Origin of the sequence: Sinomicrobium pectinilyticum, assembly GCF_003725735.1 — a bacterium.
Lineage (GTDB): Bacteria > Bacteroidota > Bacteroidia > Flavobacteriales > Flavobacteriaceae > Sinomicrobium > Sinomicrobium pectinilyticum.
In genome coordinates, this window is the sequence record NZ_RJTM01000120.1 from 54,924 (window position 1) to 80,641 (window position 25,718).

The following is a 25,718-nucleotide window of genomic DNA, read 5'->3' on the forward strand; positions in this document are numbered from 1 at the left end:
TACCGCGGGAAACAGAGATGTGTTTCCGGATCATCGCGCTTTTCTGCCCGCCGCAGGCAAAATAATTTCTTCACCTGCCCGGTAATTACTATTTTTAGTCTTGCAAAAGGACCTTCATTTTATGTTTTTTAAGAAAAAACCTTCTCCGGAACTGTATACCATCGGGTTTTATAATGTGGAAAATCTTTTTGACGTGCATAATGATCCGGCTACCCTGGATGATGATTACACGTCCGACGGGGTTTTACACTGGACGAAGAAGCGATACGGGAAAAAGCTCTATAAACTGGGAAGAGCCATAGCCAATATCGGTTATGATACCAGCGGAATGGCACCTGTGCTGGTAGGGCTCGCCGAAGTGGAAAACCGTGAGGTAGTCCGGGAACTTCTCGGATCACGCCCTTTAAAAGATAAAGGTTACGAACTTATTCATAATGACTCTCCCGACGAAAGGGGGATAGATACCGCGCTCATCTACAGAAGCAGGTATTTCCGGGTACTTGCCTCGGAGACTATACCGTTGCTTATAGACAATGTTAACGGTGAACGCGATTATACAAGAGATATATTGCATGTTACCGGCGTGTTGAACGGACAACATATTCATGTATTGGTAAACCACTGGCCTTCCCGCAGGGAGGGGGGAGAAGAGACGGTTTATAAACGCGTGGCTGCGGCACAGCTCATCCAGGAGACCATGGAAAGGGTAAGAAAGGAAGAAAGCTCCCCGGTATTTATCATCATGGGAGATTTCAATGACGACCCGTTTTCCGAAAGTATCCGGGAGTATTTGCTGTCCCCGGATTTGTACAATCCGATGGAAAAATTACTTTCTTATGACAGCGGCAGTGCCAATTACAATTTTAAATGGAACCTGTTTGATCAGATATTGTTCTCCCGCGATTTTTTCACGGAAGAAAAGGGAACACATAGTTTTGTGAAAGCAGGTATTTTCAACAAACGCTTTTTAGCGGAATGGACAGGCAGGTTCAAAGACACTCCCTTTCGTACCTACGCCGGCCGAAGGTACCTGGGCGGATACAGTGATCATTTCCCGGTGTATATCCAGTTAAGACTAAACATGTAGAATAGCATCGTCGGATAAGATATCCTCACCGCGAAACCTGAGGAATACCTGCGCAGTGGCCACAACATCCTTTTCACAATAAGTAACGATCCGGTCCAGATCTTTTTCATTGTAAAATACATCCCTTACCTGGCTGCCGTCTATATCGTCTTTTGGCGAGGGTACTCTGAGAATGCTGGTAAGCAGTTTCAGGGAGGTGTAATGCTTGTAATCCCCGAACTTCCAGAGTTCCATAGTGTCCAAGTGAGGTACCTCCCACGGTTTTTTACCGAAGAGATTCAGTTTAAGCGGAATATTTATATTGTGAATAATCATCCGGCGGGCTATATAGGGAAAGTCGAACTCCTTGCCATTGTGGGCACACAGGAGGTGGTATGGCTGACTGAAATGGCCTTCGAGCAGGTTCCTGAATTCGATGAGAAGTTGTTTCTCTTCCCCGTGAAAAGATGTCGTGCGAAATTGTCTCTCGTTGTTCCTGGACGAAAAATAACCTACGGATATACAGACTATTTTTCCGAATTCCGCCCATATTCCCGCCCGGTCATAAAATTCTTCAGGGGTGTATTCGTCCCTGCGCTGGTATTCGGTTTTTTGTCTCCAGAGTTCCTGCAGTCCTTCCGAAAGATTATTGAAATCTTCTTCTTCCGGAACGGTTTCTATATCGAGGAACAGTATATTATCTAAAGGGATTTTGTGCAACATATTATTCCTGGTTTAGCATGGTATAGGCTTCTTCAATATATGTATAAAAATCGCCGCTGTGGGGATCATCGTCGGTTTGCTTTTCTCTTCGGTGTCCCAGGCGTACCAGGATAAGATCGTCTTCCGGGACTACAATGACGTATTGTCCAAGGTGCCCGCGCATATAGAATATTTGCCTGTTCCTGTAATTGCTAAGCCAGAAGCCATAACCATATTGGGGAGAATCCGGAAATCGCGGGCTTACGGACCTGGCTATGAAAGAAGAATCGAGCAGTTGTTTTCCATTCCATTGCCCGTGATCTTTATAAAGTTTTCCGAAGCGTGCAAAATCACGGGCATTGCTTGCTATACAGCAATATGCTTTTTCCAGGCCGTCTTTTTCACTGTCCAGTTGCCACAAGGCATCGCTTTCCGCTCCCATGGGTATCCAGAATTTTTCCGACAGATAATCGGAGATCGTCTGCCCGGTAGCGTTTTCCAGTATCATGGCCAGAAGAGCGGTGTTCCCGCTAAGGTATTTATAGGACCGGCCTGGCTCTTCCGAAACTTTCAGCCCGAGGATAATATCCCGCAGGTTCTCGTCAAAATAAGCCCTGGTGGTAACGGAGAACGGGCTGTAATAAGACTCATCCCAATTGAGCCCGCTTGACATGGAAGAGAGGTCGCCTACGGTCATATGTGCGGCCATACCATCCGAAAATTCGGAAAAGAAATCGCTTACCGGCTGGTCTAGCTCTTTTATCTTACCTTCCATAATAGCCTTTCCCAGTAAAGCAGATACGATACTTTTGGCCATGGAGAAAGAATTGCTCCTGGAATCTTTATTGTAGTCTTCATAGTATTTTTCATACCACAAACTGTCATTTTTAATGATAAGAAAGGCTACAGTGCCCAGTTCCTTATGGGTAGCCTCCAGTTTTTCGGTAGCCACGGTTTTATTATAATCCGTATGTATGGGCCAGGGTTGCGGGGTTGCACCTTTTATCACCCGGTTATCAAAAGCGGTGTAGTCTTCCAGGTAGGCGGTGGTATGGCCAGTGCCATAAGTGACAGCTACAGCTTTAATGAGATAGTCATATCCGAACAGGTACAGGGAAGCTATGAGTACTATCAGCAGAATAAGGAGCCACTTGAAAAAAAGTTTCAGGAATTTCATGAAAAGCACAGGTTTAACAAATTTAAATATAATAAATTATCGGTGGAAACCCGGTAGTTTCACTTTCAGAACAGCGATTGTTGTGTATACGGGCTTTCGTGTTCGAGCAACCATTTCTTTCGCCACAGGCCTCCTGCATAACCGGTAAGGGAGCCGTCATTGCCGATGACCCGGTGACAAGGGACGATGATCCACAAAGGGTTTCTGGCATTGGCCCCGGCTACCGCACGAATGGCTTTAACATCACCAAGTTTTTTGGAGAGTTCCAGGTAGGACATGGTTTTGGAAAATGGTATTTTCAGGAGTTCGTCCCATACCCTTTTTTGAAAATCCGATCCTTCCGGGTTTAGTTTCAGGTCAAATTCGCGGCGCTCTCCCGCAAAATATTCCCTGAGCTGGTAGACACAGTCCTCCAGTTCTTCCGGAATGACCTCATCGTATTTTATATCTTCGGTATCGGTATTAAGGACGGATACAGCAGAAATTCCATTTTCGTCCCCGGTTATTTTTGCAGGGCCAAGAGGTGTTTTGAGGTATACTGTTTTCATAATTCTTCTTCGGTATCATCAATAATGCCCAGTCTTTTGGCCCTGAGTTGCCAGTTTCGCCTGGCAAGAAGCTGAAGGTCTTCGACATTATCGCTTTCATCCACGATTTCCAGCCCCAGGAGGGTTTCTATGACATCTTCCATGGTAACCAACCCGCTTACGGAACCATATTCATCAACAATGAGGGCAATATGTTCTTTCTGGAGGATAAAGCTTTCGAACAGGTTGGGTATGGGCAAGCTTCTCTGGATAACCAGGATATTGCGTCGGATATCTGCGAGTTTAAGCTGGCCGTTACCATTAATGATCTCCTCCATAACTTCATCCTTGAGGATAAACCCTGTAATGTTATCGGGGTTGTCCTTATAGATAGGGATCCTGGAGAAACGCAGTTTCGGGTTATTTTTAAAAAAAGCATCTATGGTCAGGTCTTCGGAGGCTGTTTTAATAACCGTCCGGGGCGACATAATGTCCTTGGCATATACTTCGTTGAACTGCAGAAGGTTTTTAATGATCTTGCTTTCTCCCTGTTCAAAGACCCCTTCCCGCTCTGCTATATCTGCCATGGCCGAAAAATCTTCCCTGCTGAAAACCGATTCGTGGGCCTGTTTGCCCCCGATAAGCCGGGTTGCAAGGCGTAAGACCCATAAGAGCCCTGTGTATTGTAAAGGAAATATGATGAGGTTTAGTGCTTTTGAAGTAAAGTTGGCAAGCTGTTTCCAGAAAGTGGCACCGATGGTTTTCGGGATGATTTCAGACACTATGAGAATAAGTGCTGTCATAACTGCCGAAACAATACCCACGGCATTATTCCCGCTGCCGAATGTTTTTTCCGCCTGTACCCCTACCAATATCGCCCCTACGGTATGTGCCACCGTATTGAATGTGAGAATGGCTATCAATGGTTTGTCCACATCTTTCTTTAATGTCTCCAGATTGCTGGCGTAACTCTTACCTTCCTGCTTTTTCAGGTTTATGAAGGTCGGGGTTATACTTAACAAAACGGCTTCCAGAACAGAGCATAAAAAAGAGAAGAGTATGGAGATAACAGCATATAGGATTAGTAAAGGCATCGCAATTATATATTTATATACGCTAATTTAGGAAATAAAAACCTAAAGCAGGTGGTTATAAAGAAGATATGAGTAGTGGAAAGGAAAAGGCCACGTGGAAACAGCTGCGCGGCCTTTTTTCTTAGTGGAGAGCCTCTGTGTTGAGGTACCTGGTAAAACGGTCGGCCTCATACAGTATGGCTTCCGCTTCAAGAGGATTTTCGTAGGAATCATCGAATAAGGAAATCACATGAGGACTTCCTTGTCCCTTTGGGGTAAAAACCATGGAGACCTTTTGTAGAACAACTTTGGAACTTTCACCGTTATTCCAGGATCTTTGTATACTGCAGGTATCAAAATCTTCCAGGTCCATCACACTGAAATTATCTTGCTTTTTATGATAGTTCAGCAGTTTTTTCCCCTCGATGTCCGATACGAAGATATGATTGGCTATGCTGATGGTATTCGTTTTTTTGATAGCATTGTCCGAACATATTTTCGTAACACGATTATTCAGTTTTTTCTTTTTTGCATTTTCTTTGGCCAGAATGTACACAATAGGGGCCAGAAAGATAAACAGGAATGCGATTCCCATTTCCAGAGATATAATATCCATTTTTTATTTTTTTGATTAACAATAAGCTACGGCCATACGGGCCGGATGATGCAGTGTTGCATCCGGAGGTATTGTCCGTTCAGAAAAGGAAGTTGTAAATCAATAAAAGAAGTGGAACGGGAATATGAGCTGTTTTATGTGATGTTTGAGATCCGCAGTTTCGGTAAGACCTGAGGATTTCACAGGCATATCGGGCTCTCCCGGTAATGTGTGGTGCAATAGTTCCGGCACCGGAAGCCCGGAAGGCAGGAGTTTTATTTTTCCGGAAAAAAAGGTACGTGAAGATTCTTCTTCACTGATGATACCCGCAAAAGCAGAAGCTTTCGCAATACTCAACGAAGTGCGGTCTTTCGTGCTGTTTGATACGAGCTTTACCTGGGTTCCCGGAAAAGGCGCCAAAACAGAGGCCAGCCATAACAAAACGAAAGATAAGGCTATGTATATCTTATACCTTTGCTTTTCCACAAGGCAAAATTACTTCAATATGGCATTATGTAAACCAATTTGAAGTTAAAATTTCGGATAATCAGTAAGAAAGAACCTTCTCCGAAGTAAGTTTTCATTATTTTTTCCTCCTGTTGTTCTGCATAAAAGGCTTTTATGGGGATCAGGTACGGGCCTAAGCCCCTGCGATGTATTGCAGCACTTTAGTAGTGCGAAAAAATTATGATCGGGTTATTGAATTAGTGAGTTATCGGTTTTATGCATGTTGCCCGACTCACTGAATAACTTCATAACCAATAACTAAAAAAGCAATTTCATTGTTTATCAAAACCTTTGCGTCTTTCAGTGGAGTGGTTTGGTATTTTTATTATTTTTATCAGCACTCCGATTTGTATTCGTTTGATGAAAAATAAAGAGAAGTTACCGTTTTGTCTCAATTGCGGGACCGCATTGGGAGAAAAGGAAAATTACTGTCCCTCCTGCGGGCAGGAGAACTGGGACCAGAAAGTACCCTTAAAAGTATTTATAGCAGATTTCTTTTCTACGTATTTTAATTTCGATTCCACCTTTTTTAAAACGGCCCCGGTATTTTTGTTTAAACCCGGAAAGCTTTCCAATACATATAATGGAGGAAAAAGAAGGGTATATCTCAACCCTATACGCCTGTATCTGGTGATGTCCCTGTTTTATTTTTTTGCGGTAAGCCTTATCATTCCCCGTAACCTATTCGACCGTGTAATGGCAGGGGATTATGATTATATGAGTGTGGTGCGGGATAGGGGGATACTGGAGAGGCCGGAAGTGAAGAACGCCCTGAGCAAACAGGAAAAGGCAGAACTGGATAGCCTGCTGAACCAGGCACAGCTTAAAAACCCCGGTATACTGAGCGGGCTGGATACCCTTACGACCAACCTCGGGAGTTTCACCAAAGGAAAAATAGGGTGGAGAGCACTCAAACTCCTGGCGCAGGACCCGATGGTATCGGACAGTGCTTTCGGGCGGGCTGTAGACAACAGCAGTTTGAATGGGCTTGATTTTGTCAGCCTTGAAGGTAAACGGAATTTTGTGGCTAATTCCAATCTCTTTCTGGTAGGTTTTGCCCGAAACCTTCCGGTAATGATGTTGTTTTTATTGCCTTTTTTCGCCCTGATGTTAAAGCTCCTTTATATTCGGGGGCCCTGGTACTATGTGGAACACCTTATTCACGGACTTCATCTTCACAGTTTTGCATATCTGATATATGGTATAGGGATTGTTATGATACATCTGAAGACGGTAAACGCCGAGTGGGTGTCTGTTATTTCGTTCGTTATAGTATCGGCTTATACCTATATTTCGCTGCTCAACGTATACAAACAGGGATGGTTCAAGACCTTTCTGAAGTTTAATGTACTGGGATTCGTGTATTTCTTTCTTTTTTGGATGGCCTTGTCCTATGAATTGTACCTCTCCCTGCGGTTCCTGTAAAGAAGAATATCGGGGAATATGCAGAAATGCGGGTATTCCCCGACAGGTATTTATTATAAGAGACGGATAGCGTCTTTGGCAAAATAAGAAGCTATGATGTCTGCCCCTGCACGTTTAATGGCAGTGAGCTGTTCCAGGATCACTGCATCGTGGTCCAGCCAGCCTTTTTCCGCAGCTGCTTTTATCATGGCATATTCTCCGCTGACCTGGTAAACGGCTACAGGTACATCGAACTCGTTTTTTATATCCCTTACAATGTCCAGGTAACAAAGACCGGGTTTTATCATAACGATATCTGCTCCTTCGTCAATATCCATTTCGGTTTCACGAAGGGCTTCGATACGGTTACCGTAGTCCATCTGGTAAGTCTTTTTGTCTTTTGGGATATCTTTCCGGTCAACAGGGGCAGAGTCCAGGGCATCCCGGAAGGGACCGTAAAAGGCGGAGGCATATTTGGCACTGTAGCTCATAATACCGGTTTCGGTAAACCCTTCTTCCTCCAGGGCTTCACGGATAGATAATATACGGCCGTCCATCATGTCGCTGGGGGCTACGAAATCCGCCCCGGCCCTGGCATGGGAAAGGCTCATCTCCGTAAGGGCATCTACGGATTCATCGTTCTGTATAACCCCATTCTCTACAATACCGTCATGTCCGTAAGAAGAATAAGGATCGAGGGCCACATCGGTCATAACCACCATTTCCGGAACGGCATTTTTTACGGTTTTTATGGCCCGTTGCATAAGGCCATCCCGATTTATGGCTTCGGTGCCTTTATTGTCTTTCAGGTTATCCGGAACTTTTACAAAGAGCAGGACAGATTTTAATCCCATTTTATACAATTCCTTCACTTCCTTTTCCAGCAAGTCCTGGCTGTAGCGGTAATAGCCAGGCATGGAGGCGACCTCTTCCTTGAGGTTATTACCTTCCGTAACAAAGAGCGGTACCAGGAAGTCATTGGGGGTAATAATGGTCTCACGGACTAATGAGCGGATACTTTCATTGGCCCGGAGGCGTCTGTTGCGGTTTAGAGGATACATACTATTCTGATTTTATCTTGAGTTTGTCATTAATTTTATCTGCTTTGCGGATCAATTTCTCCGCTGCCTTAAACCGGTAGCCTATAAAAATCTGAAAAAAAGGAATATTGTCCTTTATATAGGTCGAACGATCTGTATTGTGATTCAGAATCAGGTAACTGTAATGCAGGCCTGTATAAAGATTGGAAAGGTCATATATGAATGAGCCTTTAAGGTTTAATTCGGTTAAAAGCGATGTAAACGATTCATCTTCGGATGTAGAATGATTGAGGCCTATGCCGGCGGAGATACCGGCCGAAAGCAACAGGTTCTTTGCAGGCACCCAATTATAATGATAGGCCGGTGAAAATGCTATGTCAAACAAATGGAACTCTTGGTTAAGCGAGTCCATGTTAATATTTAATTTAGTGTAATAATATACAATTCCGGGAATGAAGCTCCCGGCACTTTGTAATTGTTTCTCGTCCTGAGAAGCGATAGCCCGGTAGGAGAATTTATCATTTAAAATATAAGATGTCGCCCCGCCAATTTTAAAAGACTTCATTTCCGGATAATAAGGGCTGATAGTTTCATATTCCACAAAAAAACCTTTTTGGCGGTATAAGTCGAGGGTTTGCATCCACTTCCCGAAATAGGCCCTTAAGTTCAGGTTAAATAATTTTGAGTGTTTATTATCTTTATTCACTGCCAGGAAATCCGGTGCAACGGAATAAGAGACCGCAATGTTCCTGAAAGCTACCGAAGCACCGATACGATCCTGCTTATTGGGGATCAGCCGGACGGCGTCTCTTGAATTTTTATCCGTAAAATTAAAAGAATTGGAGGTATTTATATAAAACAAACGGGTTGTAACCCTATTGGGAAACGATTCGATATGGTCATCCCTTTTATCATAGATGATCTCTTCTGCGGTTTCCTGGGAAAAAACCGGAAATCCGAAAAAAAGGATAAAAGAGATTGAACATAATTGTTTCATAACCAGGATTTAGGTTTTCTAAGAACTTCGAGTAATCTTTCTTCTTCACTACCTTTTTCCGGATGATGATCATATACCCATTGTACGTGGGGGGGCAGGCTCATCAGTATGCTTTCAATACGCCCGTTGGTCTTTAGTCCGAACAGGGTGCCTTTGTCATGGACGAGGTTGAATTCCACATAACGTCCCCGACGGATCTCCTGCCACGTACGGTTTGCTTCGGAATACGGAAGTTTTTTCCGGAGCCGGACAATGGGAAGATAAGCGTCCAGGAAACTATCTCCGACTCCGGTAACAAAAGCGTACCAATCCTCAACAGACATTTCTTCGGAAGGCTTGCAGTAATCGAAGAACAGGCCGCCTATGCCGCGGGCTTCTCCCCGGTGAGTATTCCGGAAATATTCATCACATTTCTTCTTGTAATCCCAATAGAAGGACGGGTGATGTTTATCGCATACCGTTTTACAGACCCTGTGAAAATGTATAGCATCTTCATTGAACAGGTAATACGGGGTAAGGTCTTGCCCGCCTCCGAACCACTGGTCCATGATGTTACCGTTCTTGTCATACATTTCAAAATAGCGCCAGTTGGCATGTACGGTAGGAACAAACGGATTTTCAGGGTGAAGTACCAGGCTGAGTCCGCAGGCAAAGAAATCAGCATCTTTAACGTTAAAATAATTTTGCATGGATTCCGGGAGTTTTCCGAAAACACGGGAAATATTTACTCCTCCCTTTTCAAAGACCCCGCCGTTCTCTATAACTCGTGTACGTCCTCCGCCACCGCCGGGACGTTCCCATATATCCTCCCGGAATTTTGTAGTGCCGTCTTCTCTTTCCAGGGCGGAAGTTATGGTATTCTGAAGGTCTTGTATGTATTGATAAAATTTGTGTTTCATTAGTGTTACCGGTTTTTATTCTCCTTCGATGTGGACCAGTGCGGAACAATCTGCGTCGGAAGGGACGATTATTTTCTTGCTTTCCATCATGGCTTCCTTCAGATGTGCTGTAATATTACTGTCGGACATGTCTTTTCCGTGTGGCCATGTTTCGAATATATGCCTGCCTATGGCATTATTGTGCAGGTCCATGACTTTGGCGAGCTCTTCATTAGGGGCAAACTTTTCGTGCCAGTCCGTTATTGTTTTTGCCCATGCGAGTGATTTTTCCCTGTCCCTGTTCCATTTCAATGTTTCGCGGGCAATGAGTACATTCCAAAGGGCATGCCGGAAAGCATTGGCCCTTCCGTTAGCCCGGTGGGTTCCGGGGAAGAGATCGCCCGAGATGCGAAGGCTCTTTCTCGTTGCTTTTGCCGTAGGAACAAGCATTAGCGGATGCTTCGCAAACAAACCCACAAGGCTCAGGATTTGCCGGAATTTCAGGTGCCGGATTAATTTCCATAACGACATAGTCCCTCATTTTTTAAACTACACCTCGTGGTGCCGGATGTCACCGCCCTCCCCGAGGAAATTGACCTCAGTATTCTTTTACCGCATCTATGAATGCCCGGGCATGGTCTACCGGAATATTGGGCAGTATGCCATGACCGAGGTTTACGATGTAACGGTCCTTGCCGAATTCGTCTATCATCTGGTGTACCATTTTTTTGATGGTTGCCGGGGGAGATAACAATCGCGAAGGATCGAAATTTCCCTGAAGGGTTATCTGCCCTCCACTGAGATAACGGGCGTTGCGGGCGGAACAAGTCCAGTCCACTCCCAGGGCACTGGCCTTACTTCTGCCCATTTGATGAAGTGCAAACCAACATCCTTTTCCGAATACGATGACTTTGGTATGAGGGGCCAGTGCTTCCACTATCTGGTTGATATACTGCCAGGAGAATTCCTGATAATCCGCAGGAGAGAGCATACCTCCCCAGCTATCGAAAATCTGGATGGCATTACAGCCTGCTTTTACTTTTTCCAGCAGATATGCTATGGTGGTATCGGTTATTTTCTGCAATAGCTTATGGGCAGCCTCGGGCCGGGAAAAACAGAACCCTTTGGCCGTATCAAAACTTTTGGAACCTTTTCCTTCGACTGCATAACAGAAGATGGTCCATGGTGATCCCGCAAAGCCTATGAGAGGGACCTCATCGTTTAATTCCTCTTTGGTAAGTTTTATGGCATTCATGACATATCCCAGAGATTCGTGTATATCGGGTATAATCACCTTATCAACATCTTCGGATGATCGAACGGGATTTGGTAGCCAGGGTCCGATATTTTCTTTCATTTCCACCTCAATACCCATAGCCTGGGGAATGACCAGGATATCCGAAAACAGTATGGCGGCATCGGGTTTTACGATCCGGATGGGCTGTACCGTAATTTCGGCAGCCAGTTCCGGTGTCCGGCAACGGGTAAAGAAATCATACTTGTCGCGTAATGCGCGGAATTCAGGCAGGTACCTTCCGGCCTGGCGCATCATCCATACGGGGGGGCGTTCTACGGTCTCTCCGTTAAGGGCTCTCAGGAACAGGTCGTTTTTTATCATAGATTGTACTGTAATTTATATGGAGTGGAATAGGCAAAACATCGTGATATTTTGCTTCCTTCCGTAATTTATATCTTTTCAAAATATTTTGCGGTGCCCGCAATAACACTTTCCACTTCGGGTGCCCTGGCTATTACTATGTTTTTCGCAACCCCTTCCAGGGATCTTGCCGTAGTAGTGCCTATACAAAGACAAACTTCATCGGTAATACTGTTTTCTGTCAGGTAACTCTCCACGCCGGAAGGACTAAAAAAAAGGATGCCATCCAGCGGACTTGTTATCTTTCGGGGTGTCATGAGGGTGGTATAGGCCTCTATTTCATTAAAACGGACATGGTGTTCCGAAAGAGCCTCCGGAAGATCGTCTTTTCTGAGGTTACCGCAAAAAAACGTAAATCCGGAATGTGCATAATCCCGAAGGATTTCCGCAGCAAGTTCTTTTGCATAATCTTTTTGCGTTATTACCTTAAAACCGTTCTGTTCCAGCAGGCGGGCAGTTTTTTTGCCTACACAAAAACAGGGTTTGTCCTTCAGCCCGGCACTGTTTTTATGTTGCAACACACTTTTTACGGCATTCTTGCTTGTGAAAATAATATGGTCCAGGACATGGCTGAGGTCCGTATTCCGGTATTCGATTTTTATAAAATCGGCCTCTATGAGCCGGAACCCCGCGTGCAGCAATAGCGCTCTTTGGTTCGGAAGCAGTTTTTTTGTCGATAATATGCGGGGGGTGTTATGCTTCATTCATGGAACAGAATTTAGCAATGTCTTTATTGGCCCCGAAAACTACAAGTATGTCATTGGCCAGGACCACAGTGTCCTTGTTTACAGCTCCCATTACCTTACCTAAAGATTGCCTGGTTCCGAAAAAGGTTGTTTTGATCTCTTTTCGGATAATGGTAATGATGTTGAGATTATATTCGTTCCGGAAATCGATTTCCTGAAGTGTTTTTCCTTCGAATTCTGGTAGGGCCTTGATTTCGGAGACGGAATGGTTAGGGTCCAGCGCGAAGTTGTTGATCATGCTTTTCAGATTGATCTTTTTGGCCAGTGCCTCGGCAAATTCCTGCTCCGGATGAACAATGATCTCTATTCCCATGGCATGCAGAACAGTATCGTGAATGGCCGAAAGCGAACGACTTATAATTTTCGCTTTAGACAATTTTTTGATAATGGCCGTTGCAATGATGGTCGCCCCTTCGTTTTCTCCTATGGCTATGACAGCGATGTCTGCGCTTTTAAGAGGGACGGCCTCATAGGCCAGTTCATTGGTAGCATCCATACATACGGTATGGGCAATGGTATCCTTCAAACGGTCTACCTTCTCCATTTTGTTATCTACACCGATAACTTCATTTCCCGTTTCGGTCAGGTACACGGCCAGTGATGACCCGAAGTTGCCTAGTCCGATAATAATAATTTTCATGCGTCCTTATTTTTGAGAGAAAGGCTGTACCAAAGCGGGTACATGCCTTCCGCGATCGATCTTTGTTAACAATCAGTTTATTAAAATATTCTCCTCCGGATACTGGTACGAATGGTGCCGTATGCGGCGGAGCATGCCTATGAGCAAATTGAGTAGGCCTATCCTGCCGAAAAACATGACAAAGACGATCACATATTTGCTCGGATCGCTGAGTTCTCCGGTAATACCGAGAGATAGTCCCACAGTACTATATGCCGAAAAGACTTCGAATGCAATTTGGATAAGTGTGAATTTCCTTTCGAATATCAGTAATAACAATATGGCATTCCCGATGACGATCAGGGAAATACATATAATAGCAAAAGCTCTCCTTACGGATTGGTTATTTACTTTTCGCGTTCCGATTTCTATGTGTTCTTTGCCTTTTGCCGTGGCTATGATATTGAGGGTAGCCAGGGCAAAGGTACTGGTTTTTATACCTCCCCCGGTAGATGCGGGTGATGCCCCGATCCACATCAGCAATATGGAAAAGAGGATGACAGGCATAGTGAGTTCCGAAAAATCTACCGTGTTAAAACCTGCGGTTCTGGTGGTCACCGACACAAAACTGGCAGTTGTGAGCTTGCCCCAGAAACCTTCGTGGTCTCTGAGTGTATTGTTTAGTTCTCCGAGGAAAACGAAGACCGTACCTATAAAAAGGAGGATAGAGGTACTTACAAGTACGATTTTGGAGTTCAGGGTCAGTACCCTTACCGGTTGTTTGAACTTCCGGAAGGTAATGAGGTTAACCAGCAGTTGCTTGGCATACTTGATAAAGTTGAAAGCTATATTATAACCCAGTCCGCCGAGGATAATGAGATACATGATGATCCACTGAAAAGCATAGGCATGACTGATATTCTGATCGTAAAGCCCCTCCGACAATATGGAAAAACCGGCATTACAGAATGCAGAGATAGAGTGGAAAATTGAGAAAAACAGCTTGTTTTGTATGTCCGGTATATCGTGGATGGAATAAAAAATAAAAATGGCTCCGACCAGTTCCAGTCCGAAAGTAAAAATGACTACCTGCATGGCCATTTTCAATACGTCATTCAACTGCTCCGTCCCCATGAGGTCTCTCATGTTAAGGCCTTCCTGGAAAGAAGTTCCCCCTTTGAAGAAAAAAGCAAAGAAGGATGTAAAGGTAAGCATACCGATTCCCCCTAGCTGAATAATGACCAGGATGATGGTTTGTCCCAGCGAGGTGAATTCCGTAGCCGTATCCATAACAATAAGCCCCGTAACACAAACGGCACTGGTGGAGGTAAAAAGGGCATCGATATAACGGATACCATTGGTTGTAGCATTCGGAAGCATTAACAGGAAAGAACCTATCAATGCTATCACCATGAAACTGCCTATGAACAGGATCAGTGGATTGTGATACACCGTATAGAGTTTCCGGAGGAGATGGGTGAGCCGGAGTAAAAAATACAGTATAAGCCCGATATCGATAAGATAAGAGATGTCGCGTATTTTGTGGATACTGTCGAAATCCCCGATAAAGAAAACGGTAAGCGTTATGATTATGGTACTGATCAGGACAATGAGGTTGGCCTTGTACATCCGGTTTACCGTCGGATTTTTGGATATGTAGAGCCTTGCGAAATTCAGGGCGACAAGGGCAATAGCTATTAACAGCAGGGTCAGTGACTTGTTGTAAATAAGGTGGTAATCCGTCTTATACCCGAAATCGATAACCAGAAATACGATGAGGATTATATCCGTAAAGCCGTAAATCTTGGAGAGAGGGCTTTTATAGTTTTTTAAGCTTTTTTTAGGCATCTTTCATCCGAAATATTTTCCTCCCTTTACCCCTAATTGTCGGGTTATGAGTGGCAAACAAATGTGGTGCAAATTTCATAATAAATTATATAAACTAAAAAGATAAAGAAGGTTTTTAAAAAATAAAGTCTGTACCGGGGTTTTATTCCTGGTTCCCGGCAGTATTTTCAGGAGGAAACCTTGCTGTCCGGCCCTTTGGTTTCATGTAGTCTGATGAGGTTCATGGTCTCCTTGCCTCCGCTTTCCAGGATTTCCAGGGCACATGCTTCTCCGAAACGGAGATAATCGTCCGGTGTAACCTCCCGGTGTATGATATGTCTTTTCTTTCCGTCCGGGGAAAGGAGAACACCGGTAAAGGCTATCTGATTATCTTTTATTTCGGCCTTGGCGCCAATGGGTGCTGTACATCCGCCTTCGAGTACACGCAGAAACTGACGTTCGATGTGCGTACACACTTCGGTTTCCCTGTGATTCAGTTTCGACAGGCATTCCTTACTGTATGCATCGTTTTCCAGGGCTACTGCCACCATGGCGCCCTGTGCGGGGGCAGGGATCATCCAGTCCAATGCGGTGCAATGGTCCGGGTTGATTTCTGTTCCGGTAAAAGGGGAGATCCTTTCGAGTCCTGCAGCTGCGAAAATTGCGCCCTGCCACTCGCTGTCCTGTAATTTCCGCATGCGGGTGTTGACATTGCCCCTGAGGTTTTCTACAAAATGTTCCGGGTAGCGATGAAGCCATTGTGCTTTCCTGCGCAGGCTGCCCGTAGCTATGGTCCCTGTTTTTGCGAGGAAAGAGAGATCACCCTTATGTACCAGTACATCTGCGGCATCTGCCCTTGGTAACACGGCTGCCTGAACAATGCCTTTGGGCAGGGCGGTGGGGACATCCTTCATACTGTGTACGGCAACATCTATCCTGCCTTGTATCATGGCAATGTCCAGCGTCTTGGTGAAAATACCGGTGATCCCGAGTTCGTACAAAGGCTTGTCCAGGATGATGTCTCCGTCTGACTTTACCGGAACGATCTCGGTCCGGCAGTCCAGTTGTTCCAGGCCTTCTTTCACTTTGTTAGCCTGCCACAAGGCCAGCTCGCTGTCTCGGGTTCCTATACGTATGGTTTTTTCCATGTTTTCGGTTTTACCTCTTCAGGCGGGGAGAGGAGTTGCCGCGGCATTTGATCCTGCCGGGTTTTATTAAAGGGTTCTGTCCAGAGTTATTTACCTGGAAGAAGTCTTGGAGGTATTGTCACTGAGCAGGGATACGGAACTCCCGTTGTGATTGTCCAGCTGAAACACCTTTTTAATAAGTTCTAGGCTCTCGTCTGCGGAAGCGTTGTTCTCCTTGAGATGATTGGCGAAATGCGTAGTGATCTTTTGTATGATACGGTTGCCTATGATTTCTGCCTGTTCGTCATTGAAGCCGTTTATTTTCTTACGCTGAAAGTCCAATTCAGCATCTTTTAGTGACTTCAGCTTCTTTTTGAGTGCCTTTATGGTGGGGGCGAATTTTCTCGTGCCCAGCCATTCCGTAAACTCATTTTTCACTTCGTCTATAATGTTCTCCGCCTGGGGAATGAACGTTTTCCTCCGTTCCAGGGCCTGATCGGTCATCCGTGAAAGGTGGTCCAGGTGCACCAGGGTTACATGTTTTGTGTCTGCTATGGTGTCATCCACATTTTTGGGAACAGAAAGATCGAGGATCAGCATTTCTTTTCCTGCGGGGATGAGGTCAGCGGAAACTGTGGGAGACTGTGCCCCGGTAGCAACAATAAGGATATCACATTTTTCAATTTCCGAAGAAAGTTCCGAAAGGTCCCTGACCGAGAGGTTGAATTTTCCGGCTATTTTTTCGGCTTTGCCTTTGGTGCGGTTTATAAGGGTAATATGATCGTTTCCTGTGTGTTTTATCAGGTTTTCACAAGTGTTGCGGCCTATTTTTCCGGTCCCGAAAAGCAGTATGTTCTTTTCGGATACGTTTTTCACGTGGTTGAGTATATATTGAACGGATGCAAAAGAAACGGAAGTAGCCCCGGAGGACAGGTCGGTTTCGTTTTTAATGCGTTTGCTGGCCTGAATAACGGAATTGCACAGGCGTTCCAGGAACGCATTGGCGGTCCCATATTTCCGGGAAAGGACAAAACTCTTTTTGATCTGTGCTATGATTTCGAAATCGCCCAGTATCTGGCTGTCCAGGCCGGTGCCTACACGATACATGTGGGTAATGGCCTCATTGCCCTTGTAAACATAGGCGACCTGCTGGAATTCTTCAACACTGCCGCTGGAATTGTCGCAAAGTAATTTGATAAGCTGAAAAGGATGCTGCGCAAACCCGTATATTTCCGTACGGTTACAGGTAGAAATAACCAGGGTTTCATCCAGGCCTTCTTCTTTGGCCTGTTGAAGTAAAACGGTCTTTCTCTCTTCGTCCAGGCTGAATTTACCCCTAATTTCCGCATCTGCCTTTTTGTAGCTCAATCCTACAACATAAAAATATTTTCCCCGGTTAAGGTTGTAATTTTCCATTAGGTAATTTCTAAAATCGGAACAAAAGTAAAATACCTTCGTATAAAAAAATAACGCTCGGGGAACTTTTTATGACGCTTCAGGAAATTTTTGTCCTTTCAGATGGTATTATGGCCCAAATACTGTAAATTTGTAGTAATATCAATGGTTTAAAAAACATCAGTTTAGAATAATTCTAAATAAAAAACATCGATCAGGCCATGATCATAGAAGATAAAAATATCGCTATAAGTTCTGCCGATGAGGTACAGCTCGAAGAAGGCTTTTCTATTTTAAAGCTTCAAAATGAAGAAAGTACCGATCAGCATATGATCCGGGAGATAGACTGTAGTTTTATTCAGTTTCATTTTTGTCTCCGGGGCAGTTCCAGGTTTAACTTTAATGGGGGCAGGTATCACCTTCAGGTGGAGGAAGAACAGTCTTTACTGCTGTACAATCCGCAGCGTGACCTTCCCATAGATCTGGAAATGACCCCTAAGGCACAGCTTATTTCATTGCTGATATCCATTAAAAAGTTCCATTCCCTCTTTTCGCATGAAGCGGATTACATACATTTTCTGAGTGAAGATAACCGGGATAAAAAATATTATAACAACGCGGAAATATCTCCTGCCATGATGGTGGTGCTCAACCAGATGATACATTATAATCTGCACGATTCGGTGAAGCGGCTTTACCTCAAGGGAAAGGCCTACGAACTGATGAGCCTGTATTTTAACAAACCGGAAGATGCGGATATAGAACAATGTCCGTTCCTGGTGGATGAAGAAAACGTAGCCAGGATCCGAAGGGCCAAAGATATTATCATAGCCAATATGGCGGAACCTCCCGGCCTTGAAAGCCTGGCCAACGAAGTAGGGCTTAATCTCAAAAAACTGAAAACCGGGTTCAAGCAGATATATGGCGATTCCGTCTACAGTTTTCTTTTTGACTACAAAATGGAATACGCTCGTAAAATGCTCGAAGGAGGCGCACACAACGTCAATGAAGTGGGCTTTAAAATCGGGTATAGCACGGCAAGCCATTTTATTGCCGCTTTCAAGAAAAAATACGGCACTACGCCCAAAAAGTACCTGATGTCACTCAACGGGTAAACGGCACGGAATATTCCACTTTCCATATAGTTCAATTATATCAAATGTCTCGGAAATGAAAGACACCATATCCAGGTTGGAAGACCTGTTAGCCAAAGGGAGGGAGTTCCTGGAAAACGCTCCGTTGGAGCAGATCAAGTATAAAGTTTCCGAAAATAAATGGTCCCGAAAAGAAATCCTAGGACATCTTGTGGACTCGGGGATAAATAACCTGGTGAGGTTCATGGAAATCCTTTCCGACGAAATGCCTTACCGGTTAAGGGGGTATGATCAGGACGCGTGGGTACGGAGAGGGGATTACCAGAATGTGCCGTTGCCGGAAGTGCTGGAATTATGGTTGCTGATAAACAGGCGGATAATACGGGTGATAAAAGGGCAAAAGGAGGAAGTATTGAGCAGGGAGGTGCTCCTGGGCAGTGGGCGGATTGTTGATTTCCGTTTTCTGATAAAGGACTATGCGGATCATATGGAACACCATCTGGAACAGATAATACGATAAAAAAACGGAAGCCGGTCGTATAATCCGCAACTAATCATTAAATTTGGAATTCTTTTGAATGAAAATCCCGTTTGCAGTTCCGGAAAAGGTTCCGGGCGCAAAACACACTTAGAAACACGTAATCAGAAATATTTGGAATGAAACTAACCTCAACGCTCCTCGTTGTATTGTTCTCTGTAATGGCTTTCGGGCTTTACGCACAACAACAGCAAAATGTACTGGTTTTTACCAAGACCGAAGGGTTTCGTCACGAGTCCATAGAAGCCGGTGTGGCGCTAATAGAAAGACTCGGGCAGGAAAATCATTTTAATGTGACGCATTCGGAGGATGCTTCCCTTTTTAATAAAGATACACTGTCTCATTACAATGCCGTCATATTTTTAAATACTTCGGGAGATATCCTCGATGAGGGCCAGCAACGGGCCTTTGAATTTTTTATGGAGAAGGGAGGCGGGTTCGTAGGGGTGCACGCTGCTTCCGATACCGAGTTTGACTGGCCGTGGTATGGTATGCTGGTAGGAGCATATTTCGATAATCATCCCAAGATACAGGAAGCGGAGATACAGGTGAAAATGCCGAGCCATTCTACCTGTTCGCATCTCGGTGAAACCTGGACACGGACGGACGAGTGGTACAATTTCAAGAATATCAGCCCTAATATACAGGTGTTGCTCAATCTGGATGAATCTTCTTATGAAGGCGGGACCAATGGGTCTTCCCATCCCATAGCATGGTATCAGGAATTCGCCGGAGGACGTTCTTTCTATACCGGAGGCGGACATACGAAAGAATCCTATGGCGAAGAAGCTTTTGTTAAGCACCTGCTCGAAGGGATTAAATATTGCCTGTTCCGGTAATCACGGTATTGGATTCTGTTTTTTTTAAAGGGACTGTCCGGTGTTCCGGTAAATTATATCTCCCGTTCTGTGGAATGCGGAGCGGAGGTCCTTTATGCCGGTAAAACAATGTGCCGGGGAAAGATATCCGGATAATAAAACTTATCATAAGTTCTGACTATGCGAGATTGACAAAAAAAAGGGCAACCTTCCCTTTAAACCTTAAATAATGCCTATTTTTATCCGAAATTTAGAGCAAGAAGATGAAAGGTGTTTTATTGGTCAATCTCGGTTCGCCGGATAGTACGGAAGTAGAGGATGTAAAGAAATATCTGGACGAGTTCTTAATGGATGAAAGGGTAATTGATGTTCCCTGGATTTTAAGGGCTTTTATAGTAAAAGGTATAATTTTAAGAACACGGCCAAAAAATTCGGCTGAAGCTTATAAAAGGATCTGGTGGGATGAGGGGTCTCCCCTTATCGTCCTGTCCAAACGGTTACGGGAAAAGGTGGAAGAACTGGTTTCCGTGCCTGTAGCCCTGGCCATGCGTTATGGAAATCCGTCTCTGCTGGCCGGTCTGGAAGAATTACATAAAAAAGGGGTGACGGAAGTATTGCTCATCCCCTTGTACCCGCAGTTTGCCATGGCTACTACCGAGACTATACTGGTGCTGGCTGAAAAACTCCGGAGAAAATATTTTTCCGGGATGAGTTTTACCACCCTGCCTGCTTTTTACAACCATCCGGACTATGTCCGCGTACTGTCTGTTTCCATAGAAGAATCACTTCGGGATAAAGAATGGGAACACCTCCTGTTTTCATATCACGGAGTCCCCGAAAGACATATCCGGAAATCCGATATCACCAGGTCGCATTGTAAAATAAACGGCGAATGTTGCCGGACCCCTTCTCCGGCGCATCAGTTTTGCTACAGGCACCAGTGTTATGAGACGACAAAACAGGTGGCTTCCTATCTCGGCTTAAAAGAGGGTACATATTCCACATCATTCCAGTCGCGCCTGGGGAAAGATCCCTGGTTGCAGCCGTTTACCGATAAAACCGTGGCCGGTTTTGCGGAAAGCGGTACCAGGAAAATGGCGATAGTTACCCCGGCCTTTGTGTCTGACTGCCTGGAGACCCTGGAGGAAATAGGCATGGAGGCGAAGGAGGATTTCCTGGAAAAGGGAGGTGAAGAATTTCATGTGGTCCCCTGTATCAATGACAGGGAGGACTGGGTGAAAGTACTTGCTCGCTGGATGGACGAATGGGCAAACCGGGAAGAAGAAACGGTGACGGTAAAGAAATAGAGTTAAAATTAAAATATTATTTGCCTTGTTACGACAATATAAAAGAGCAGGGTAAAGCGCGGATATCCCCTTATCCGGCAACCACAACTCCGAAGGCTCCGCTTTCATCTTTTGTGTCGATCAGGATATGTACGGTGAGTTTTTCGGGATGTGACATTTAAAAGATTATGGCGAAAATTTCATCAAAAGACCTGGGAGACCAGCCTATAGGCAAATTACTGATAAAACAGGCTGTGCCTGCATCTATAGGTATACTGGTAATGTCGCTGAACGTACTTATAGATACGATATTTGTGGGTAACTGGATAGGATCTATCGCCATTGCTGCCATAAACGTGGTGCTGCCCGTATCTTTTTTCATAGCGGCACTGGGTATGGCTATCGGTATAGGAGGGGCTTCTGTGATATCCAGGTCGCTCGGGGCGCAAAATCCCCAAAAAGCACTGTATACTTTTGGCAACCAGATAACCCTTACCCTTCTGGTTACCCTGGCCTTTGTGGTCGCCGGACTTACCTTTGTAGATTCCATTGTATTGAGTTTCGGAGGTAAAGGGGATATTTTTGATCCCGCCAAGGTCTATTATACCATTGTGCTGTACGGAGTTCCTATTCTTGCCCTGTGTATGATGGGAAATAATGTGATCCGTGCGGAAGGTAAGCCCAAATTCGGTATGGTGGCCATGATGATACCTTCAATAGGAAACCTGCTTCTCGATTATATTTTTATCAACCTGCTGGACTATGGCATGTATGGGGCTGCATGGGCCACTACAGGATCGTACTTCCTTTGCTTTGCCTATATTATCTGGTTTTTCCGTTCCGGGAATTCCGAATTGAAGATCGGCTGGAAGCACCTGGGCCTGCGCACGGATATAGTAAAGGAAATAGGGGCCCTCGGTTTTGTTACCCTGGCCAGGCAGGCGGTAGTGAGTATTACCTATCTCTTTGTAAATAATATACTATATGACCTGGGAGGTGAAGCCTCGGTTACCGTATATGCCATTATCGGGCGGATGCTTATGTTTGCCCTTTTCCCGGTACTGGGTGTAACACAGGGCTTTTTGCCGATTGCCGGATTTAATTACGGTGCCGGGATGTATCCCCGGGTAATAGAAAGCATTAATATTGCCATTAAATATGCGGCTTTGCTGGCCTTGCTGGTTTTTGCCTTTATCATGGTGTTTCCCGGCCCGATAGTCCGCGTATTTACGACCGATGCGGATGTAGTGAGCAATACCCCGCATGCCATGCGCTGGGTTTTTGCCGCAACCCCTGTTATTGCAATTCAGCTTATAGGTGCAGCTTATTTCCAGGCCGTGGGAAAAGCAGTTCCCGCATTATTGCTTACGCTGACACGACAGGGTTTTTTCTTCATTCCCCTTATACTTGTCCTTCCCCGTTTTTACGGAGAATTGGGAGTGTGGATATCATTTCCGATAGCAGACCTCCTGTCTACGCTGGTCACCGGATTTTATCTGAATAAAGAGATCAGGCAGAAATTAAAACCGGCTATTTCGGCGGAAGGCGAATAATATCCGCGAAAATTCCGTCCCGGCTAGAATGTCTTAAATACCGATATTATTCCTAAATTTATCGGGACAAATCAGGTTAGAATGACAGATTATTATAATTACATCAAATCATTACATCTCATATTTGTAATTACCTGGTTTGCGGGCCTGTTTTATATTCCCCGCCTGTTTGTCTACCAGGTAGAAGCCTCGCAAAAACCTTCTCCTGAAAAAGAAATACTCGGAAAGCAACTGAAGGTCATGGCCAGAAGGTTGTGGTATATTATTACATGGCCTTCGGCCATACTTGCTGTTATTTTTGCCGTGTGGTTACTCTTTTTATACCCTTCCTGGTTGAAAATGGGATGGATGCATGTAAAACTTTTTTTTGTGTTTTTGCTTATTCTGTACCATTTAAAAACACACACGATATTCAAACAATTACAGAGTGACAGGGCTGTAAAATACTCTTCCGGTTTTATGCGTATCTGGAACGAGGGAGCAACTATTTTACTTTTTGCTATTGTATTTCTGGTGATTCTGAAAAACAGCTTAAACTGGATTTTCGGAGTTCTGGGTATTATAGTGCTGGGAATTTTTCTTATGCTGGGGATCCGTTTGTACAAACGGATACGCGAAAGAGATCCGGATGCCTGACAGCATATGGCCCGAAATTTGTAATGTTCGGTTGACGAACTGGAATAACTGAAAATTTAATTCGTACCGTTGGATAAAAGAATGTCATTAAGGCTGCGTATTTTTGTCACCATGATCCTGCTGGTGCTCGTTGCCTTTGTGCTTATTGCCGGGGTTACGATATTACAGTACAAGCAGCAGTCCGAAGAATATCACCGGGAGCGCATGGAGCGGAAAGAAGACCAGGTTATAGCCAGTATAAACTACACGCTCGAAACCACGACCTGGCCCGCCACTACAGAGAATTTGAAGTACATTTTCAGGGATGAGATCTACAAGATTTCCGACGTGCAGAACGTATCATTCAATATTTATGACCTGGAAGGTAACCTTGTTACCAGTTCCAAACCTTATTCCGAAGAAGATTCCACCATGCTGCGGCTCAACGATTCCATATTGAACTACATAGCCATGAGCCCGTATAAGAGGTATGTGGAAAAGCATATGGCGGCCGGCGACAGGTACCGGTCCTCTTATTCCTATATAACGGACATGCGGTTCAAGCCCATCGGGATACTCAATATCCCTTATTTTGAGGACGATTCTTTTAACAACAGGGAGCTTCGGTCCTTTTTGTTCCGTCTGGGGGGGGTGTATGTGTTTATTCTTATCATAGCCATTTTCCTGGCCTATTTTATATCCAAATACATCACCAGGTCACTGAAAACGATCAGCGATAAGCTGCAGGAGACCAGGTTCCGTTCGGGGGTGGCCAATAAAAGGATTGTACTGGAACATGCGAGTGAAGAAATCTATAACCTGGTCAATGCTTATAACAGCATGGTAGATGCCCTGGAGGGCAGTGCCGTAAAGCTCGCCAGGAGTGAGAGAGAACAGGCCTGGAGGGAAATGGCCAGGCAGGTGGCCCACGAAATAAAGAATCCGCTTACCCCTATGCGGCTGAGTGTGCAGAATTTCCAGAGGAAATTTGATCCCTCTGATCCGGATATGGAAAAAAAGCTCAGCGAATTCTCCAGAACACTTATTCAGCAGATAGATACGATGAGCAGCATAGCTTCGGCATTTTCCAATTTTGCCAGTATGCCGGCCCAGCAAAACGAAACGCTGAACGTGGTGGAAATCGTAAGGCTTGCCCTTGATATTTTTACCGAGGATTATATTGTGTTTATTACCCATGAAGAAGAAGTGGTTGCCAAGCTGGACCGTACGCAACTCATAAGGGTGATTACCAACCTGGTGAAAAACGCCATACAGTCCATACCTGAAGAAAGAGAGCCAAAAGTAGTGGTCTCCGTGTTTTCCGAAGGAGGTAAGGTAAAAATAACCGTAGCCGATAACGGTATCGGTATTGCTGAAGAAAACCGCGATAAGATATTTGAACCCAAATTTACGACCAAAACCAGCGGCATGGGACTTGGGCTCGGAATGGTGAAGAATATTGTGGAAAACTATAAAGGAAGTATTAACTTTACATCGCACCCCGGTAGAGGAACTGTTTTTACCATTGTTTTTCCCAAACAACAACCGGAAGAAGAACCTAAAACATAGCGTTATGGAGGAATACAGAAATATATACGTAGAAGAAGATAATGGCATTGCCTTTATTACCATAGACCGCCCTGCAAAGCTCAACGCACTGAACAGGGAAACCATAGAAGAACTGCACGATGCCTTTAAGGAAAATGATGAGGACCCGGAAATAAAGGTGATCATCCTTACCGGCAGCGGGGATAAAGCTTTTGTGGCAGGTGCCGATATATCCGAGTTTGCTGACTTTTCCGTAAAAGAAGGGAGTGCCCTGGCGGCAAAAGGACAGGAACTGCTGTTCGATTTTGTGGAAAACCTTTCGACCCCTGTTATCGCTGCCGTAAACGGATTTGCCCTTGGCGGCGGATTGGAACTGGCCATGGCATGTCATTTCCGTGTGGCATCGCACAATGCCAAAATGGGACTGCCCGAGGTGTCGCTCGGAGTTATTCCCGGCTATGGAGGAACACAACGGCTACCGCAACTTGTAGGTAAAGGCAAGGCTATGGAAATGATAATGACTGCCGGGATGATCAATGCGGAAGAAGCAAAGAGTTACGGTCTGGTCAATCATGTAATCGCACAGGAGGAATTGCTTGATTATTGCGAGAATCTGGCCCTGAAGATCAGTAAAAATTCCGGTGTCGCAATAGCTGCCGCAATACGGGCTGTAAATGCAGGCTATAAAGAGGGAGCAGACGGATATCAGGCCGAAATACAGGCTTTCGGAAACTGTTTCGGAACCGAAGATTTTAAAGAAGGAACTACTGCGTTCCTGGAAAAGAGAAAGGCAGTATTCCCGGGGAAATAATTCTGCTTCTCATTGGGAAATTTAAACCTTTCATTACAGTAATGAAGGGTTTTTGTGGGCACTTTCAGAAGTAAGCCAATTTCCCAAAAAATAAACAACGAACTCAGGTAATTTTTAC

Annotated in this window: 26 protein-coding genes; 10 read left to right on the top strand and 16 right to left on the bottom strand. The window is 44.8% G+C overall.

The window, feature by feature from the left end:
* Positions 1-121: 121 nt before the first annotated feature.
* Positions 122-1,087 carry an endonuclease/exonuclease/phosphatase family protein gene (locus tag ED312_RS18125; RefSeq protein WP_123217443.1) on the top strand — a complete coding sequence of 322 codons (966 nt, stop codon included), beginning with the start codon at positions 122-124 and terminating at the stop codon, positions 1,085-1,087.
* Here the strand turns inward: ED312_RS18125 and ED312_RS18130 are convergent.
* The 6 genes from ED312_RS18130 to ED312_RS18155 all read right to left on the bottom strand — a co-directional run bounded on the left by ED312_RS18130 (position 1,076) and on the right by ED312_RS18155 (position 5,626).
* Positions 1,076-1,789, bottom strand: coding sequence for a 3'-5' exonuclease (locus ED312_RS18130; RefSeq protein ID WP_123217444.1), 714 nt, complete (start codon positions 1,787-1,789; stop codon positions 1,076-1,078). The genes ED312_RS18125 and ED312_RS18130 overlap by 12 nt on opposite strands.
* Position 1,790: 1 nt before the next feature.
* Positions 1,791-2,936 carry a serine hydrolase domain-containing protein gene (locus ED312_RS18135; protein WP_394342877.1) on the bottom strand — a complete coding sequence of 382 codons (1,146 nt, stop codon included), beginning with the start codon at positions 2,934-2,936 and terminating at the stop codon, positions 1,791-1,793.
* A 74-nt stretch (positions 2,937-3,010) separates the two neighbouring features.
* Positions 3,011-3,493, bottom strand: coding sequence for a methylated-DNA--[protein]-cysteine S-methyltransferase (locus ED312_RS18140; protein ID WP_123217446.1), 483 nt, complete (start codon positions 3,491-3,493; stop codon positions 3,011-3,013).
* Positions 3,490-4,566, bottom strand: coding sequence for a CNNM domain-containing protein (locus tag ED312_RS18145; RefSeq protein WP_123217447.1), 1,077 nt, complete (start codon positions 4,564-4,566; stop codon positions 3,490-3,492). Before ED312_RS18145 ends, ED312_RS18140 begins: the two co-directional genes overlap by 4 nt.
* Before the next feature lie 121 nt (positions 4,567-4,687).
* Positions 4,688-5,161 carry a hypothetical protein gene (locus tag ED312_RS18150; protein ID WP_123217448.1) on the bottom strand — a complete coding sequence of 158 codons (474 nt, stop codon included), beginning with the start codon at positions 5,159-5,161 and terminating at the stop codon, positions 4,688-4,690.
* Positions 5,162-5,260: 99 nt separating this feature from the next.
* Complete coding sequence (locus tag ED312_RS18155) at positions 5,261-5,626, bottom strand: hypothetical protein (protein WP_123217449.1); 366 nt, start codon at positions 5,624-5,626, stop codon at positions 5,261-5,263.
* 381 nt (positions 5,627-6,007) lie between these two features.
* Here ED312_RS18155 and ED312_RS18160 point away from each other — a divergent pair, with 381 nt between their 5' ends.
* Positions 6,008-7,072: a DUF3667 domain-containing protein gene (locus tag ED312_RS18160; RefSeq protein WP_148044324.1), complete on the top strand. Its 1,065-nt coding sequence runs from the start codon at positions 6,008-6,010 to the stop codon at positions 7,070-7,072.
* A gap of 53 nt (positions 7,073-7,125) precedes the next feature.
* Here ED312_RS18160 and hemB read toward each other — a convergent pair whose 3' ends face one another.
* The 10 genes from hemB to hemA form a co-directional block, all read right to left on the bottom strand.
* Positions 7,126-8,112 (bottom strand): porphobilinogen synthase, encoded by a 987-nt coding sequence (gene hemB / locus ED312_RS18165; RefSeq protein WP_123217451.1) that lies wholly within the window; start codon positions 8,110-8,112, stop codon positions 7,126-7,128.
* Between the two features lies 1 nt (position 8,113).
* Positions 8,114-9,088, bottom strand: a complete 975-nt coding sequence (locus ED312_RS18170; protein ID WP_123217452.1) for a DUF4421 domain-containing protein — start codon at positions 9,086-9,088, stop codon at positions 8,114-8,116.
* Complete coding sequence (hemF, locus tag ED312_RS18175) at positions 9,085-9,987, bottom strand: oxygen-dependent coproporphyrinogen oxidase (RefSeq protein ID WP_123217453.1); 903 nt, start codon at positions 9,985-9,987, stop codon at positions 9,085-9,087. Before hemF ends, ED312_RS18170 begins: the two co-directional genes overlap by 4 nt.
* A 15-nt stretch (positions 9,988-10,002) precedes the next feature.
* Positions 10,003-10,497 (bottom strand): DUF6973 domain-containing protein, encoded by a 495-nt coding sequence (locus ED312_RS18180; protein WP_123217454.1) that lies wholly within the window; start codon positions 10,495-10,497, stop codon positions 10,003-10,005.
* A 67-nt stretch (positions 10,498-10,564) separates the two neighbouring features.
* Positions 10,565-11,584 carry a uroporphyrinogen decarboxylase gene (gene hemE, locus ED312_RS18185; RefSeq protein ID WP_123217455.1) on the bottom strand — a complete coding sequence of 340 codons (1,020 nt, stop codon included), beginning with the start codon at positions 11,582-11,584 and terminating at the stop codon, positions 10,565-10,567.
* A gap of 68 nt (positions 11,585-11,652) precedes the next feature.
* Positions 11,653-12,327: a uroporphyrinogen-III synthase gene (locus ED312_RS18190; RefSeq protein WP_123217456.1), complete on the bottom strand. Its 675-nt coding sequence runs from the start codon at positions 12,325-12,327 to the stop codon at positions 11,653-11,655.
* A complete protein-coding gene (locus tag ED312_RS18195; RefSeq protein WP_123217457.1) occupies positions 12,317-13,009 on the bottom strand; it encodes a potassium channel family protein in 693 nt (230 codons plus the stop codon). The genes ED312_RS18190 and ED312_RS18195 overlap by 11 nt, the downstream gene beginning before the upstream one ends.
* A gap of 72 nt (positions 13,010-13,081) precedes the next feature.
* Entirely contained in the window at positions 13,082-14,836 is a 1,755-nt protein-coding gene (locus ED312_RS18200; protein ID WP_123217458.1) for a TrkH family potassium uptake protein, read from the bottom strand.
* Positions 14,837-15,003: 167 nt separating this feature from the next.
* Entirely contained in the window at positions 15,004-15,963 is a 960-nt protein-coding gene (hemC, locus tag ED312_RS18205) for a hydroxymethylbilane synthase (RefSeq protein WP_123217459.1), read from the bottom strand.
* Positions 15,964-16,053: 90 nt separating this feature from the next.
* Positions 16,054-17,358, bottom strand: a complete 1,305-nt coding sequence (gene hemA / locus ED312_RS18210; protein WP_123217460.1) for a glutamyl-tRNA reductase — start codon at positions 17,356-17,358, stop codon at positions 16,054-16,056.
* Between the two features lie 200 nt (positions 17,359-17,558).
* Between hemA and ED312_RS18215 the strand changes: the two genes are divergently transcribed.
* The 8 genes from ED312_RS18215 (at position 17,559) to ED312_RS18250 (ending at position 25,600) form a co-directional block, all read left to right on the top strand.
* Positions 17,559-18,452, top strand: a complete 894-nt coding sequence (locus tag ED312_RS18215; protein ID WP_123217461.1) for an AraC family transcriptional regulator — start codon at positions 17,559-17,561, stop codon at positions 18,450-18,452.
* A gap of 55 nt (positions 18,453-18,507) precedes the next feature.
* On the top strand, positions 18,508-18,951 hold the full coding sequence (locus ED312_RS18220; RefSeq protein WP_123217462.1) for a DinB family protein: 444 nt from the start codon (positions 18,508-18,510) through the stop codon (positions 18,949-18,951).
* A gap of 137 nt (positions 18,952-19,088) precedes the next feature.
* Positions 19,089-19,808: a ThuA domain-containing protein gene (locus ED312_RS18225; RefSeq protein ID WP_123217463.1), complete on the top strand. Its 720-nt coding sequence runs from the start codon at positions 19,089-19,091 to the stop codon at positions 19,806-19,808.
* A gap of 242 nt (positions 19,809-20,050) precedes the next feature.
* On the top strand, positions 20,051-21,094 hold the full coding sequence (hemH, locus tag ED312_RS18230) for a ferrochelatase (protein WP_123217464.1): 1,044 nt from the start codon (positions 20,051-20,053) through the stop codon (positions 21,092-21,094).
* A 167-nt stretch (positions 21,095-21,261) separates the two neighbouring features.
* Positions 21,262-22,626, top strand: a complete 1,365-nt coding sequence (locus ED312_RS18235; RefSeq protein ID WP_123217465.1) for an MATE family efflux transporter — start codon at positions 21,262-21,264, stop codon at positions 22,624-22,626.
* Between the two features lie 81 nt (positions 22,627-22,707).
* On the top strand, positions 22,708-23,262 hold the full coding sequence (locus tag ED312_RS18240) for a CopD family protein (RefSeq protein ID WP_123217466.1): 555 nt from the start codon (positions 22,708-22,710) through the stop codon (positions 23,260-23,262).
* 111 nt (positions 23,263-23,373) lie between these two features.
* A complete protein-coding gene (locus tag ED312_RS18245; RefSeq protein ID WP_123217471.1) occupies positions 23,374-24,810 on the top strand; it encodes a sensor histidine kinase in 1,437 nt (478 codons plus the stop codon).
* 4 nt (positions 24,811-24,814) lie between these two features.
* Positions 24,815-25,600 (top strand): enoyl-CoA hydratase/isomerase family protein, encoded by a 786-nt coding sequence (locus ED312_RS18250; protein WP_123217467.1) that lies wholly within the window; start codon positions 24,815-24,817, stop codon positions 25,598-25,600.
* Positions 25,601-25,718 lie beyond the last annotated feature (118 nt).